This window comes from Thermostichus sp. MS-CIW-38, assembly GCF_054058415.1.
This window is the reverse complement of the sequence record NZ_JBSSAH010000058.1, coordinates 1-13,059: the sequence shown is the minus strand read 5'-3', so window position 1 is coordinate 13,059 and position 13,059 is coordinate 1. Positions and strand designations below refer to the sequence as shown.

Annotated in this window: 13 protein-coding genes; 10 read left to right on the top strand and 3 right to left on the bottom strand. The window is 60.0% G+C overall.

What is annotated here, in order from left to right; genetic code table 11:
- The 7 genes from ACVWXZ_RS13720 to ACVWXZ_RS13690 form a co-directional block, all read left to right on the top strand.
- Positions 1 to 242: hypothetical protein (locus ACVWXZ_RS13720; RefSeq protein ID WP_457404303.1), on the top strand; the 242-nt coding region annotated here is incomplete at its 5' end.
- A 63-nt stretch (positions 243 to 305) separates the two neighbouring features.
- On the top strand, positions 306 to 1,397 hold the full coding sequence (gene ychF / locus ACVWXZ_RS13715; RefSeq protein WP_011434459.1) for a redox-regulated ATPase YchF: 1,092 nt from the start codon (positions 306 to 308) through the stop codon (positions 1,395 to 1,397).
- A gap of 541 nt (positions 1,398 to 1,938) precedes the next feature.
- Complete coding sequence (folP, locus tag ACVWXZ_RS13710; RefSeq protein ID WP_457482645.1) at positions 1,939 to 2,808, top strand: dihydropteroate synthase; 870 nt, start codon at positions 1,939 to 1,941, stop codon at positions 2,806 to 2,808.
- Positions 2,795 to 3,160 carry a dihydroneopterin aldolase gene (folB, locus tag ACVWXZ_RS13705; RefSeq protein WP_414417813.1) on the top strand — a complete coding sequence of 122 codons (366 nt, stop codon included), beginning with the start codon at positions 2,795 to 2,797 and terminating at the stop codon, positions 3,158 to 3,160. Before folP ends, folB begins: the two co-directional genes overlap by 14 nt.
- Positions 3,157 to 3,663: a 2-amino-4-hydroxy-6-hydroxymethyldihydropteridine diphosphokinase gene (gene folK / locus ACVWXZ_RS13700; protein ID WP_457482644.1), complete on the top strand. Its 507-nt coding sequence runs from the start codon at positions 3,157 to 3,159 to the stop codon at positions 3,661 to 3,663. Before folB ends, folK begins: the two co-directional genes overlap by 4 nt.
- Positions 3,664 to 3,709: 46 nt before the next feature.
- On the top strand, positions 3,710 to 5,308 hold the full coding sequence (locus tag ACVWXZ_RS13695; RefSeq protein ID WP_457482643.1) for a glucose-6-phosphate isomerase: 1,599 nt from the start codon (positions 3,710 to 3,712) through the stop codon (positions 5,306 to 5,308).
- 130 nt (positions 5,309 to 5,438) lie between these two features.
- Positions 5,439 to 6,578 carry a glucose-6-phosphate dehydrogenase assembly protein OpcA gene (locus ACVWXZ_RS13690; protein WP_414350034.1) on the top strand — a complete coding sequence of 380 codons (1,140 nt, stop codon included), beginning with the start codon at positions 5,439 to 5,441 and terminating at the stop codon, positions 6,576 to 6,578.
- 439 nt (positions 6,579 to 7,017) lie between these two features.
- Here the strand turns inward: ACVWXZ_RS13690 and pheT are convergent, their stop codons facing one another.
- Complete coding sequence (gene pheT / locus ACVWXZ_RS13685; protein WP_457482646.1) at positions 7,018 to 9,495, bottom strand: phenylalanine--tRNA ligase subunit beta; 2,478 nt, start codon at positions 9,493 to 9,495, stop codon at positions 7,018 to 7,020.
- A gap of 191 nt (positions 9,496 to 9,686) precedes the next feature.
- On the opposite strand from pheT, the gene ACVWXZ_RS13680 reads away from it, so the two are divergent.
- The 3 genes from ACVWXZ_RS13680 to ACVWXZ_RS13670 all read left to right on the top strand — a co-directional run bounded on the left by ACVWXZ_RS13680 (position 9,687) and on the right by ACVWXZ_RS13670 (position 12,262).
- A complete protein-coding gene (locus tag ACVWXZ_RS13680) occupies positions 9,687 to 10,223 on the top strand; it encodes a thioredoxin domain-containing protein (RefSeq protein WP_457482642.1) in 537 nt (178 codons plus the stop codon).
- A 105-nt stretch (positions 10,224 to 10,328) separates the two neighbouring features.
- On the top strand, positions 10,329 to 11,255 hold the full coding sequence (locus ACVWXZ_RS13675; RefSeq protein ID WP_457404311.1) for a fatty acid desaturase family protein: 927 nt from the start codon (positions 10,329 to 10,331) through the stop codon (positions 11,253 to 11,255).
- Positions 11,252 to 12,262 carry an alpha/beta fold hydrolase gene (locus ACVWXZ_RS13670; RefSeq protein WP_011434449.1) on the top strand — a complete coding sequence of 337 codons (1,011 nt, stop codon included), beginning with the start codon at positions 11,252 to 11,254 and terminating at the stop codon, positions 12,260 to 12,262. Before ACVWXZ_RS13675 ends, ACVWXZ_RS13670 begins: the two co-directional genes overlap by 4 nt.
- Before the next feature lie 17 nt (positions 12,263 to 12,279).
- Here the strand turns inward: ACVWXZ_RS13670 and aroQ are convergent, their stop codons facing one another.
- Positions 12,280 to 12,777: a type II 3-dehydroquinate dehydratase gene (gene aroQ, locus ACVWXZ_RS13665; protein ID WP_414344089.1), complete on the bottom strand. Its 498-nt coding sequence runs from the start codon at positions 12,775 to 12,777 to the stop codon at positions 12,280 to 12,282.
- Positions 12,755 to 12,886, bottom strand: a complete 132-nt coding sequence (locus tag ACVWXZ_RS13660; protein ID WP_011434447.1) for a hypothetical protein — start codon at positions 12,884 to 12,886, stop codon at positions 12,755 to 12,757. The genes aroQ and ACVWXZ_RS13660 overlap by 23 nt, the downstream gene beginning before the upstream one ends.
- Between the last annotated feature and the right edge of the window lie 173 nt (positions 12,887 to 13,059).

The following is a 13,059-nucleotide window of genomic DNA, read 5'->3' as shown; positions in this document are numbered from 1 at the left end:
TCGGAAGCAGGAACCCGCCGAGACGACTGCGCAAGGAGCCATCCATGCGCAGCGTGGTAGGAATCTCCGGCCTAAAGGCCGGGGAGGATGTCAAAAGACCTCAGCTGCCCAACACTGTGCAGCTGACAAAAAATACAGTTCTCTTGGGAGAGGAGCCGAGGGTGGTGGCGTTGGCGGCGCGGAGCGCTTGGGAGCGGATCCACCGGTTGGGAAAGGGGCGGCAAATGCTAACGTCAGAGTAGGGATCTTTCCGCTGGGCAAGGGATCCCGTTACCCTGGTTTTTGGCTTTTTCCCCAAGATCTGGATGTTGAGAGCTGGAATTGTCGGCCTGCCCAACGTAGGCAAATCTACCTTGTTCAACGCCCTCTGTGAAAATGCCAAAGCCGAGGCGGCCAACTTTCCCTTCTGCACCATTGAGCCGAATGTGGGGCGGGTGGCGGTGCCCGACGAGCGCTTGCAGGTGCTGGCCAAGATCAGCGGTTCTGCCGAGATCATCCCCAGCCAAATCGAGTTTGTGGATATTGCCGGGCTGGTGGCTGGAGCCAGCAAGGGGGAGGGTCTGGGCAACCAGTTTCTCTCCCACATTCGCCAGGTGGACGCCGTGGTGCACGTGGTGCGCTGCTTCCAAGACGAGAACATTGTGCATGTGGCGGGTTCGGTGGATCCCTTGCGGGATATCGGGGTGATCAACTTGGAGCTAGCCTTGGCGGATTTGGCCCAGATCGAGCGGCGCATAGAGCGGGTGCGCAAGCAGGCCAAGTCCGACAAAACCGCCCAACTGGAGTTGCAGGCTCTGGAACAATTACAGGCTGCCTTGGACGAGGGCAAGCCGGCTCGCCTGGTACCCCTCAGCCCAGAAGAAGAGCAGTTGATCAAAGGGTTGGGGCTGCTCACCCGCAAAAAAGTCATCTACGCCGCCAATGTGGCGGAAACGGATCTGGCCAGCGGCAATGCCTGGGTGGAGCAGGTGCGGCAATTTGCCGAGGCGGAAGGGGCAGGTGTGGTGGTGGTCTCAGCCCAGGTGGAGGCGGAACTGGTGGAGCTGCCCCCCGACGAGCGACAGGCCTATCTGGATTCGTTAGGGGTAAAAGAGGGCGGGCTGAAATCTCTCATCCGAGCCACCTACGAGCTGTTGGGCTTGCGCACCTACTTTACCTCTGGCCCCAAAGAAACCCGCGCTTGGACGATTCCAGTCGGCGCCACAGCCCCTCAGGCAGCCGGGGTGATCCACTCCGATTTTGAGCGGGGCTTCATCCGGGCCGAGACGGTGGCCTATGCCGATCTGGTGGCGGCGGGATCCCTGAATGCCGCCAAAGAAAAGGGCCTGCTGCGCAGCGAAGGCAAAGACTACGTCGTCCAGGAAGGGGACGTGATGCACTTCCGCTTCAATGTCTAGTTCCCTATCCTCCTGCATCTCTCAGGCAAGCTGGGTTTTCTCAGAAACTGAAGACTTGCTCCCTGTCTTTAGGCAAAAAGACTTAACCCGCCCTGGACAAGGGATCCCAGCGCAGCTCCGGCTGGGTCTGAGAGGGGGCCTTTTCCTAAGAAAACGGTTGACGCTGTAACGAAACATCACAATAATTGGACTAGATAAACAAATGTTTTAGGGATGTATTGATGGATCTGCTGCAATACGGCCCGATGGCCTGGGTTTACATGGCAATCTTTGCCTCTATCATTTGGTGCATCTGGGGTCGTTCCGAAGACGACATCATGTTCTAGCCAGAGCGGGAGAGCTTCCTCTGTCGGCGGGGGCCATTCCTTGCGCTTGAGCCGGCAGGGGCAGCCTTTCACCAATCGTGGCTCTGTAAGGACGTTGTAAAAAATTTTGTAGAATCCTGTTGGGCTTGCGCCAGCCTTGGGATTGACGGCAATACCATCCTAGGCAGTGGGAGACTTTTCCCCCTGCTTTTGCAACACGGCAGCCTGCAGCGGTTATGGGTGTTACCAGCTTGATCTCCCGACGTCCTCTGCCTGGGGCAGAACAGACGCCAGAGGGCTACCGTCTTTCTTGGCGGGGCGTTGGGGTGATGGGGGTGCTAAACGTTACCCCCGACAGCTTCAGCGATGGCGGCCAGTGGGGATCCCCAGAAGCAGCCGTGCAGGCAGCCGAGGCCATGGCGGCGGCAGGGGCCTTGATGGTGGATGTTGGCGGCGAGTCCACCCGCCCAGGGGCAGATCCGGTGCCGGTAGAAGTGGAATGCGACCGGGTTTTGCCGGTAATTCGAGCTTTGCAGGGATCCGGGATCCCCATCAGCGTCGATACGCGCAGAACGGAGGTGGCGGCTGCGGCTTTGGCTGCCGGGGCGCACATCATCAACGATGTCAGCGGGCTGCGGGATCCCCAAATGATACAGGTCTGTGCCGAAAAGGGGGTGCCGGCGGTGATCATGCACATGCGGGGAGAGCCGCGCACCATGCAGCAGCAGACCGACTATGCTGACCTGGAGGGGGAGGTTTTCGGTTTCCTCAGGGAACAGGCGGAGCGGGCTCTGGTGGCGGGCGTGCCCAGCGTTGTTTTGGATCCGGGCTTAGGCTTTGCCAAAACTGCCGAGCAGAATGTAACCCTGCTCAAAGCCCTACCGCGGCTGGTGGCCTACGGCTACCCGGTCTTGGTGGGGGCCTCCCGCAAAAGTTTTGTGGGTAAGCTTTCCGGCATTGCCGTGCCCAGCGAGCGAGACAGCGCCAGCGTGGCCGTGCACCTGTTTGCAGCCAGCCGGGGGGCTGCCCTGGTACGGGTTCACAACGTGCTGGCTCATGTTTCCGCCCTCGCCACTTGGGAAGCTCTGCACCATGATGCAGGGTAGGCTGGTGCTCCAGGGCCTCGTCTTTCATGCTTACCACGGCCACTGCCCGGAGGAAGCGGTTTTGGGTGGGCGCTTTGTGGTGGATGTGGAGATGCAGCTTTCCCTGGCCCAGATCCAGGATGACCTCTCTGGCACAGTGGACTATGCCCAAGTGTATGAGATGGTGCGGCAAGAGGTGACCGGCCAGCGCCGCCGCTTGATCGAGACCTTGGCAGACCAGATTGCAGAGCGGCTGTGGCAGAGCTATCCCCAGCTGGAGGCCCTGACCGTGCGGGTTCACAAGCCCCAAGCTCCCCTGCCGGGGCTGTTCGATGATGTTTACGTAGAGATCGACCGTCGCCGATCTGTATGAATCCCGACCTGGCCTACATTGCCCTGGGAAGCAACTTGGGGGATCCGCTGCAGCAGTTGCGCCTGGCTGTGCAGAAGTTGCGCCGGTTGGGAGAGGTGGTGGCCTGTTCCAGTCTCTACCGCAGCCCAGCCCAAGGGGGGCCACCCGGACAGCCTGACTACCTTAACGCAGTGGTGGCGTTGGATCCCTTTCCCCCCTACCGGTCTCCCCTGGAGTTACTAAGGGCGCTGCTGGCCATCGAGCAGGAGGCAGGACGGGTGCGGCGCATCCGCTGGGAGGCCAGAACCCTGGATTTGGATCTGCTGGCCATGGGCAGCCGCATCCTGAACAGCCCTGAGCTGACGTTGCCCCACCCCCGCATGATGGAACGTGCTTTTGTCTTAGCTCCCTTGGGGGAGATCGCTCCCGACTGGCGTCACCCTGAGACCGGTGTGGGGGTCAAAGAGGCACTCATCAGTTTGGATCAGTCCTGGCTGGAGCGCACAACCCTCGGCTGGGAGTAAGAAAGAGTTTGGTAAGCTGGTTAGGGATTTCGGCAAAAGGGATCCCATGGACAGCCTCCAACTCTGGCAGCGCTACTGCGATTGGCTTTACTACCATCCCGGCCTGGAGATTTTCGTCGATATCAGCCGCATCCGTTTCACTCCCCCTCAGGTGGAAGCGCTACGGCCTCGCTTTGCCCAGGCTTTTGCCGATATGCAGGCTTTGGAAGCCGGGGCCATTGCCAACCCCGACGAAGGCCGCCAGGTGGGCCACTATTGGCTGCGGGCGCCCGAGCTGGCTCCCACCCCTGAAATCCGGCAGGCCATTCAGGATTCCATTGAGCGAGTGGAAACCTTTGCCGAAAAGATCCATCGCGGAACCATCCCGGCCAGCGGGGGGGGACGGTTCACCGAGCTGCTCTGCATCGGCATTGGCGGCTCAGCTCTGGGGCCGCAATTTGTGGCGGAGGCCCTGGCTCCGCTGCACCCCCCCCTGAACATCCACTTCATCGACAACACGGATCCCGACGGGTTTGACCGGGTGCTGGGGCGGCTGGCAGACCAACTGGGGCAAACCCTGGTGATCACCACCTCCAAATCCGGCAGCACCCCAGAGCCCCGCAATGGCTTGGTGGAGGTGAAGCTGGCCTACCAAAAAGCCGGGATCCCTTTTTCTGCCCATGCGGTGGCCATCACCGGCCCCGGCAGCCAATTGGAGCAGCAGGCGCGGCAGGAGGGGTGGTTGGAGGTCTTCCCCATCTTCGACTGGGTGGGGGGGCGCACCTCCGAAACGTCCCCGGTGGGCCTGTTGCCGGCAGCGTTGCAGGGCATTGATATCCGGGCTTTGCTGGCCGGGGCAGCCACCATGGATGAGGCCACCCGCCTGCCCCACCTGGAGCGCAATCCCGCCGCTCTGCTGGCCATGGCCTGGTACATCGTCGGTCAAGGGCAAGGGCGCAAGGACATGGTGGTTTTGCCCTACAAGGATCGCCTGCTGCTGTTTAGCCGTTACTTACAACAGTTGGTGATGGAATCCCTGGGCAAATCCCACGATCTAAACGGCAACCGTGTGGAGCAGGGCATCGCCGTTTACGGCAACAAGGGCACCACCGACCAACATGCCTACGTCCAGCAGTTGCGGGATGGCTTGAACAACTTCTTTGTCACCTTCATCGAGGTGCTTCAGGATCGGGAGCCCGGGATCCCTTCCCCCTTCGTGGAGCCGCAGGTGACCAGTGGCGACTACCTGAACGGCCTGCTGCGGGGCACCCGCCAGGCTCTCTACGAAAACGGTCGCGACTCCATTACCGTGACGCTGCCACGGGTAGATGCCCGCTCGGTGGGGGCCTTGATTGCCCTCTACGAACGAGCCGTGGGCCTCTATGCCTCCCTAATCCAGATCAACGCCTACCATCAACCGGGGGTGGAAGCAGGCAAAAAAGCCGCCAGCGCCGTCTTGGAGCTGCAACGGCGATTGCTAGAGACGGTGCAGGAGCAGCAGGGATCCCTGACTTTGCCCCAACTGGCAGAGAAACTGGGCTGCCCGGAGCGCATAGAAACCCTGTACTGGATTGTGCGGCACCTACACGCCAATGGCCGCGGAGTCCTGTTGACAGGGGATCCCGCCCGCCCCTTGGAGCTGAACATCCAGCCTCGGCCTGCTTGAGCCTCGAGTTTCCTGGAGCAAGTGCGGAGAGCAGGCTTGAGTTGGTCAATCTGTACCTCGCCTTAAGCCCTTCCCGGCCAGCCGACCCGCCTGCCTAGAATCGAGCAAGAGTCCACTCCAGGAGGAGACTATGGATCAATCTGCTGCCGTCCTGCCCCTACAAACCCCGAAAGATGTCTCCATCGAAGATATTGAGCAGGAGCTGAACAAGATCTGGTCTTCCAAAGGAGAGAGCGTTGCCGCCCGCGCTGCCACCTTTACCCTGGTGGTGTACGAATCTCTGGACGATGCGCTGTTGCTGCCTTCCCCCACCGTCGAAGCCATCGCCACCCAGAACCCCTGTCGCGTCATTGACCTGCGAGCCAAACGGGAGGGATCCGCAGACGACGCCATCGAGGCCCAGGTGGCCGCCTACTGTCCGGTGACCCGTGAGCAGCGCAGCTCGTTGGTCTGTTGCGAATACATCACCCTGAAAGCGCCCGAATCGGCCTTTGTGCGGGCCTGCAGCACGGTCGCCTCGCTGCTGATCCCCAACTTGCCCACCTTTTTGTGGTGGCAGGGGGATCTGGATCTGAACAGCTTGCTGTTTCAAAAATTGGTGGCCCTGAGCAATCGGGTCATTGTCGATTCACGGGGCTTTGTCAATCCAGAAGAAGATCTGCAGGAAATCCACCTCTTGGTGGGTGAGGGGCGCCACTGTGGGGATCTCAACTGGCGGCGGCTGCTGCCTTGGCAGGAACTCACCGCCCAAGCCTTTGACCCTCCCGACCGGCGGGAGTCCCTATACCTCGTAGATCGCGTGAACCTCGACTACAAAGCCGGCAATCCCTGCCAGGCGTTCCTCTTCCTGGGCTGGCTGGCCGGTCGCCTGGGATGGACTCCCACAGAGCGGGTTCAGGCTCAAGAACACGATTACAAGATTGACCGCATCCGCTTTCAAACCCAAATGGGCGGCGAGGTGATGGCAGAACTGGCCGCTGTGCCCTTGGCCTCGGAAATCAGCCAGCCGGGGGATCTCATCGGGCTGCGCCTCACCTCCAGCAACCAAGAAGCCGACGCCTGTACTGTGCTGTGCTCCGAAATCACAGGGTGTATGCGCATGGAAGCCATGGGGGGCGCTCAGAGATGTGTGGTTCGCCAGGTGGCTCCCCTGGAGCAGGATTCCCTCGACACCCTGCTGGCTGCCGAGTTGCAGCGGCTTGGCCCCGACTACCTCTACGAAGAAACCCTAGGGGTGGTGGATCAGATGCTGAAGCTGGGCAAAAGCTGAGATCTGCTTCTGGTTTAAGTGACATACTCCCGCACTCATGCTGATGCAAAGCGCTCCGCGCCGCTAAAGCGAGAGAGTGCGGGCTTCAAGGACTCCGTCCCGCTGACGCGAACAGTGACTCCGGTTAGCGCTCCGCGCTGCTAGCGCGAAAAGGACGGGATGCCCCACCACCCTGTACTTGATGTTTATAGCGGCAGTGTATAAAACCCCGCTACTTTTTATGTTTATGGCACCAGTCAAGGACAAAACATCATGTCCCCGCCTTTCATCCCGACTCTCACCCTGGATAGTGTCTAGCCACTAGTCACTAGTCACTAGCCCCTAATAGAGAGCGGGGCTTCCCAGCGGTGTAGCTAACGGGGTGCAGGGGCAATCAGTCCCGCGCCCTGTCCACAGGAAGAGCGCCGGGAGGATGTTATAGTAGCTACAGAGGGGTCGGCTAGCTGCGCAAGGTCACCGGAAATTGTGTTGCCAACTGCGCCCTCACCTGGTTTTGCAGAGCTTCTACCTCCGCATCCGTGAGGGTGCGATCGGGAGCGCGGTACACTAGGCGGAAGGCAAGGCTGCGCTGCCCTGCAGGTACTCCTTGGCCCCGGTACTCGTCGAAAAGCTGCACCGATTGGAGAAGTTCTCCGCCCGCTCGACGGATAACCTTCTCGATCTCACCAACGGCAAGGTCGAGTGGCGCAAAGAAGGCGATATCCCGATCGGCAGCAGGAAAGGGCGAAAAGGGGACAAATTGCACAATGCCCCGTCTCTCCAGGCTTTCCAGCAAGGGATCCAACTGCAGCTCAAACCCATAGACCTGATCTGGCAGCCCCTTTTCCTGACAGAGGCGGGGGTGCAGTTGCCCGAACAAACCGATGCGGGATCCCTCAATCCACAAACTGGCCTGGCGACCGGGGTGCAGCAGCGGCGATTGCTCTTCAGGGGGATCCAGACGAAACTCCGGGCCAAATCCCAGCCGCTCCAGAGCGGAGACCAGCAGCCCCTTGGCCTCGAACCAGTCCATGGGTCGGTTGCGGTGCTGCCAATCGTGGGGATTGGGATCCCCGCCCAAGATACCGCCGATATGCTCAGCTTCCCGGTAAGGGTGGGGGTTGGGGGGAAGGGCATGGGCAAAAACACGACCGATTTCAAAGGCTTGGAGCGGGCCGTTGCCTTGATCCCAGTTGAAGCGGAAGGCCTCCACCAGGCCGGGAAGTAGCGCATTGCGCACGGCTGAATATTCCGGCGAAAGTGGATTGGCAATCCTCACCAAAGATCCATCCTCCTCCGCTGGGCAGAGGGAGATGTGATATACCTCTGTCAGGCCAATGCCGCGCAGCACTTCTCGGATCTGGCGGGTGAACGTTTCCCGCGCCGAAAGGGATCCCACCTGCGGCTCGGTGGGTAGGGTTTCCGAGAAGCGGTCATAGCCGTAGAGACGGGCAAACTCCTCGATGAGGTCGATCTCCCGCTCAATGTCCCGCAGGCGATAGGGGGGAACGGCGACCTGCCAGACGCAGCGGGCCACAGTTGCCGTTTCTGTAGCGGGGGAGAGAGCATCCTGGGAACTGGCCTCTTCGCAACGGGAGAGCTGAAAGCCCAAGGCAGACAGGATCTCTTCCACATCCGCCGCCTGCACCTCGTCCCCCAACACATCGATCAGCCGCGACAGCCGCAATTTCAGGCTGCGTTCCAGGGGGGGCCGCTGGTCAAAGGTGGTGAGGCCGGCCACTGCTCCCCCTGCCAGTTCCAGGATCAACTGCACCGCCCGATCTCGGGCCTGATCGAGGGTGGCAAAGTTAACCCCTCGCTCATAGCGGGTGGAAGCCTCGGTGCGCAGACCTTGAGACCGGGCCGAGCGCCGCGTCACCGCCGGATCGAATACGGCTGCTTCCAAGAAAATGCGGGTGGTGGTCGAGCCGACCTCGGTTTCTTCCCCTCCCATGACCCCGGCCAGGGCTACCGGTTGGCTGCCGGCCACAATGAGATGGCTATCGGCTTGCAAGGTGCGGGTTTGGCCGTCCAAGGTCTTTAAGGTTTCTCCCGGCTGGGCCAAGCGCACCTCGATGGTGGGTTTTTTCTTGCCCATGACCTGGAGCAGGCGATCCCAGTCGAAGGCGTGCAAAGGCTGGCCCCATTCCAGCAGGATCAGATTGGTAATATCCACTACGTTGTTGATGGAGCGCATGCCGGCGGCGGCCAGTCGGTGTTTTAGCCAGTCGGGGGAAGGGCCGACTTTCACCCCTTCGATCAACACGCCACTGTAGGCGGGGCAGGCTTTGGCGTCGGCAATGCGCAACTGAAAGTTGGGGATGGGCTTGGCCTGAAGAGGCTGGACGGGGGGCAGGCGCAGCGGGTTGCGGGTGAGGGCAGCCACTTCGCGGGCGATCCCCACCATGCTCAGGGCATCGGCCCGGTTGGCGGTGGAAGTGAGATCCAGCACCACATCGTCCAAGCCTAGAAGGGGGCGCACATCAGAGCCAAGCGGATGAACCTCCAGATCCAAGTCGGGCGGGAATTCGTGGATCCCTTCGGAAGATTTCTCCAGCCCCAGCTCGGCCAGAGAGCAGATCATGCCCTCCGAGATCACCCCCCGCTTGTCGGCTTTGGCAATGGTGAGGGAGAGGGCGGGCAAATGGGTGCCGGGCGTGGCCACTGCTACCAGGATCCCGGCGCGGGCGTTGGCAGCTCCACAGACAATGGTGGCAGGCCGATTGGATCCCAAATCCACCTGGCAAACCTGCAGCTTGTCGGCGTTGGGGTGAGGCTCGGCAGCCAGGATCTTGCCCAAAACCACCCCCTCTGCCCAGGTGCGGCGATCTTCAATCTCTTCCACTTCAAACCCCGCCAGGGTGAGGGCCTCCCCCAGTTCTTCGGGTGAAAGTTGGAAATCCACCAGTTCTCGCAGCCACTTCAAGGAGATGCGCATCGCTGAGCCATCGGTGCAAACGCCGCACCCATTATCGCTCACCTGGCCCTCTTCTCCAGCCGGGATCCCGGCCCAAGATCGTGGGATGGCATAGACCCGGTTCTGGCCGGAACCGGTGGGACAGGGTGGGATGCTAAAACAGTGAAGGCGAGGGCTGAGGTCAGATCCAGCGCCTAGCAAGGTGAGGAAAGATGAAGGAAGACTGGGCAAAACGGTTGCGCAACGGGCTGGTTGCCGCAGTAGCTGTGCTCTTGGCAGCAGGACTGTTTTTGGCTAACCAAGGGCGTCAGGCGGGCAGCAACTTAGAGGCTCTAGCCCAAGAGGCCATACCTTGGGAGCAAGCTCAGGCCAATGGCAAACCTTCTTTGGTGGAGTTTTATGCCGATTGGTGCAGCACCTGTCGTGCCATGGCACCCCTCCTGGCCAGCCTGAAACAGGAATTTGCCGATCAAGTCAACTTTGTCATGCTCAATGTGGATAATCCCAAGTGGCTGCCGGAGCTGAGCCGCTACCGGGTGAACGGCATCCCCCATTTTCTGTTTTTGGATCGGCAGGGAGAAGTGCTGGGATCGGCGATTGGCGAACAGCCGCCGCCGATTTTGCGGGCCAATGTGTTGGCTCTGGCAACCGGACAGCCCCTGCAGTTGACCAACATCGGGCCGGTGTCTGCGCTGGAGCGGAGCGGGCCTATCCTCCCCAATCAGCCGGATCCCCGCAGTCATGGTTAGGAGTTTGGTCCAGGGTTTTGTTGTCTTGGACACAGGCGGAAAGGTCTGGCCTCGGTTTGATATTGGATAACTTCTATCCATTCTCGTAGCTCACAAGAACAGGCCATGGCTGTCGAGACAACACCGATTTTGCCGGATCCGCAACGGTTGATCCCGAGCGAGCGCCTCAGACAACTGAATGTCCGCTCCAATTCAGCCGGGCTCCGGCAGCTTTTGGGACATTTGGCGGTGATGGCGGTGAGTGGCAGCCTGTGGGTGACCCAGAAAGGTGTCAGTGGCTGGATTGCCCTGCCGGCGCTGGTGGTTTACGGGGCCAGTTTGGCGACGATGTTTGCTGCCTTGCACGAATGTGTACACCGCACCGCTTTTGCCAGCCCAAAACTGAATGACGGGGTAGCCTGGGTGGCGGGCTTGCTTTCGTTTTACAACAGCACTTTTTATCGCCGATACCACAAATGGCACCACCGCTATACCCAGATTCCGGGCAAGGATCCGGAGCTGGAGGATCCCAAACCCCAGAGCTGGCCGGAGTATTTGCTCGAGCTGAGCGGCTTGACTTGGTGGATCGGCAAGGTGAAGACCTACATCCGCATAGCCAGCGGCCAGTTGCAAGGCTATCCCTACATTCCTGAATCGGCCCGCCAAGAGGTCATTCGTTCGGTGCGGTTGCAGCTAGGGGTCTACGGCCTTGGGAGCTTGCTCTCCCTTCTGCTGGGGGATCCCTGGATAGTGTGGCTGTGGCTGTTGCCTTTGGCGGTAGGGCAGCCGCTCTTGCGCTTCATTTTGCTGGCAGAGCACACGGGCTGTAGCCAAACCGAGGATCCCTTCTCCAATACCCGCACCACCCTTACCCTTTGGCCGATCCGCTTTTTGATGTGGAATATGCCTTACCATGCTGAGCATCACCTTTACCCCTCCATTCCATTTCATGCTTTGGCCGATGCCCATCAATACCTCAAGCCCCATCTGGCTCATCTAGGGCAGGGGTATGTGCGGGTTCATCGTCAGGTGATTGAACAATTTCAGGCATGACTCACTACACCTGGAGCCTGAACGATTTTCAGCTACAGTGCGGGATCCAACTGCCCCAAATCACGCTCGCCTACGCCACCTACGGGACTCTTTCCCCCCGAAAAGACAACCTGATCCTCTACCCCACCTCCTATGGGGCTCAGCATCCCGACCTGGAGTGGCTGATTCGTCCCGACGGCATCCTCAACCCGCAGCGGTGGTTTATCCTCATTCCCAATATGCTGGGCAATGGCCTTTCCACTTCCCCCAGTAACGATCCAGCCTGTGGCTTGCGGGAAGATGGCTTCTGGTTTAGCCACTGGGACAATGTGCGCCTGCAGGAGAGCCTGATTCGCCAACACTTTGGGATCGAACGCATCCGCCTGATCTACGGCTGGTCGATGGGGGCTCAGCAAGCCTATCACTGGGGATCCCTGTTTCCTGAGCGGGTGGAACGGATCGTAGCCCTCTGTGGCACCGCCAAGACCACAGTTCACAATCGGGTTTTTCTGGAGAGTTTGCGCTCAGCCCTAACTGCCGATCCCGCCTGGAACGGTCGTCGATTTACGGGTGTCCCAGAGCGGGGTCTGCGAGCTTTTGCCCACATCTACGCCAGTTGGGCTGTTTCCCAACCTTTTTTCAACCAAAAATGCTATGAATCCTTGGGGTATGCCTCTCTCGAAGATTATCTAGAGCGAGGCTGGGAGGCCAATTACCGCCGCCGGGATCCGCAGAATTTGCTATCGATGATCGAAACTTGGATCCGCTGCGATATCAGCGACAACCCCATTCACCGGGGAGATTATCGGGCTGCTTTGAGGGCAATTCAGGCCCAAACATTGGTGATGCCCGCCCAGACGGATTTGTACTTCACCCCAGAAGATTGTCGGGCTGAGGCAGAATGGATCCCGAACGCGGTTTACAAGATCATCCCCTCCATTTGGGGGCACCGGGCCGGTAATCCTCATCAAAACCCCGAGGATGAAGCTTTTATTCGCACAGCCGTGCAGGAGTTCCTGGAGAGCTGAGGGCACCTACACAGATCCTACACAGATTGCAGGCGCAGGTGTTGCACCAGAGCCTGTAGCCCCAACAGGTAGCTTTGCGCCCCAAAACCACTGATTTGCCCAATCGCTACGGCGGCGATGTAAGAGTGCTGGCGGAAGGGCTCGCGGCGATGGATGTTGCTTAGGTGGACTTCCACAGTGGGCAATCCTACGGCTGCAATGGCATCTCGGAGAGCAATGCTGGTGTGGGTATAGGCGCCGGGGTTGATCAGAATGCCGACATGCTGCTGGCGGGCACGGTGAATGGCATCGATGAGCACCCCCTCATGGTTGGACTGGAGAATCTCCAGCTTCGCCCCTAGCATTTCTGCCTGCCGATGCAGAGCCTGATCGATCTGCTCTAGGGATACTGAGCCGTAGATGCCCACCTCTCGCACCCCCAGCAGGTTGAGGTTGGGGCCATGCAGTACCAAGAGGCTGAGAGGCTCGCCGCCGGGGGCAATGGCAGTCGGATTAACGACGACGATGGGATCCATCTTCTACCGGAATGGGAGCAGGTTGAGGCTGGGGGTTCCCCAGCAGGGTGTCGATCACACGTTCCACCCATTCCCGGATCTTTTCCAGCACCTTTTCTACCCAATCCATCCGATCTGCCTCGCGAGGTTTTACGAAGGGAGTTTATTCGACGGACTTCTATGATAGCGCTTCTTTCCGAGGGGTGTAGAGGTAAACTACCCGGCTCCGACCGCTAAGCGGTACGGAGCGGGCTTTCAGTAGCCCTGAGCCTGTTCTGCTCTACCAGAGAACAAAACAAGCCC

Bases quoted from the DNA above. Each gene is read 5' to 3' on its own strand.
- ychF (WP_011434459.1), top strand. From the start codon at position 306: ATGTTGAGAGCTGGAATTGTCGGCCTGCCCAACGTAGGCAAATCTACC.
- folP (WP_457482645.1), top strand. From the start codon at position 1,939: ATGGGTGTTACCAGCTTGATCTCCCGACGTCCTCTGCCTGGGGCAGAA.
- folB (WP_414417813.1), top strand. From the start codon at position 2,795: ATGATGCAGGGTAGGCTGGTGCTCCAGGGCCTCGTCTTTCATGCTTAC.
- folK (WP_457482644.1), top strand. From the start codon at position 3,157: ATGAATCCCGACCTGGCCTACATTGCCCTGGGAAGCAACTTGGGGGAT.
- ACVWXZ_RS13695 (WP_457482643.1), top strand. From the start codon at position 3,710: ATGGACAGCCTCCAACTCTGGCAGCGCTACTGCGATTGGCTTTACTAC.
- ACVWXZ_RS13690 (WP_414350034.1), top strand. From the start codon at position 5,439: ATGGATCAATCTGCTGCCGTCCTGCCCCTACAAACCCCGAAAGATGTC.
- pheT (WP_457482646.1), bottom strand. From the start codon at position 9,495: ATGCGCATCTCCTTGAAGTGGCTGCGAGAACTGGTGGATTTCCAACTT.
- ACVWXZ_RS13680 (WP_457482642.1), top strand. From the start codon at position 9,687: ATGAAGGAAGACTGGGCAAAACGGTTGCGCAACGGGCTGGTTGCCGCA.
- ACVWXZ_RS13675 (WP_457404311.1), top strand. From the start codon at position 10,329: ATGGCTGTCGAGACAACACCGATTTTGCCGGATCCGCAACGGTTGATC.
- ACVWXZ_RS13670 (WP_011434449.1), top strand. From the start codon at position 11,252: ATGACTCACTACACCTGGAGCCTGAACGATTTTCAGCTACAGTGCGGG.
- aroQ (WP_414344089.1), bottom strand. From the start codon at position 12,777: ATGGATCCCATCGTCGTCGTTAATCCGACTGCCATTGCCCCCGGCGGC.
- ACVWXZ_RS13660 (WP_011434447.1), bottom strand. From the start codon at position 12,886: ATGGATTGGGTAGAAAAGGTGCTGGAAAAGATCCGGGAATGGGTGGAA.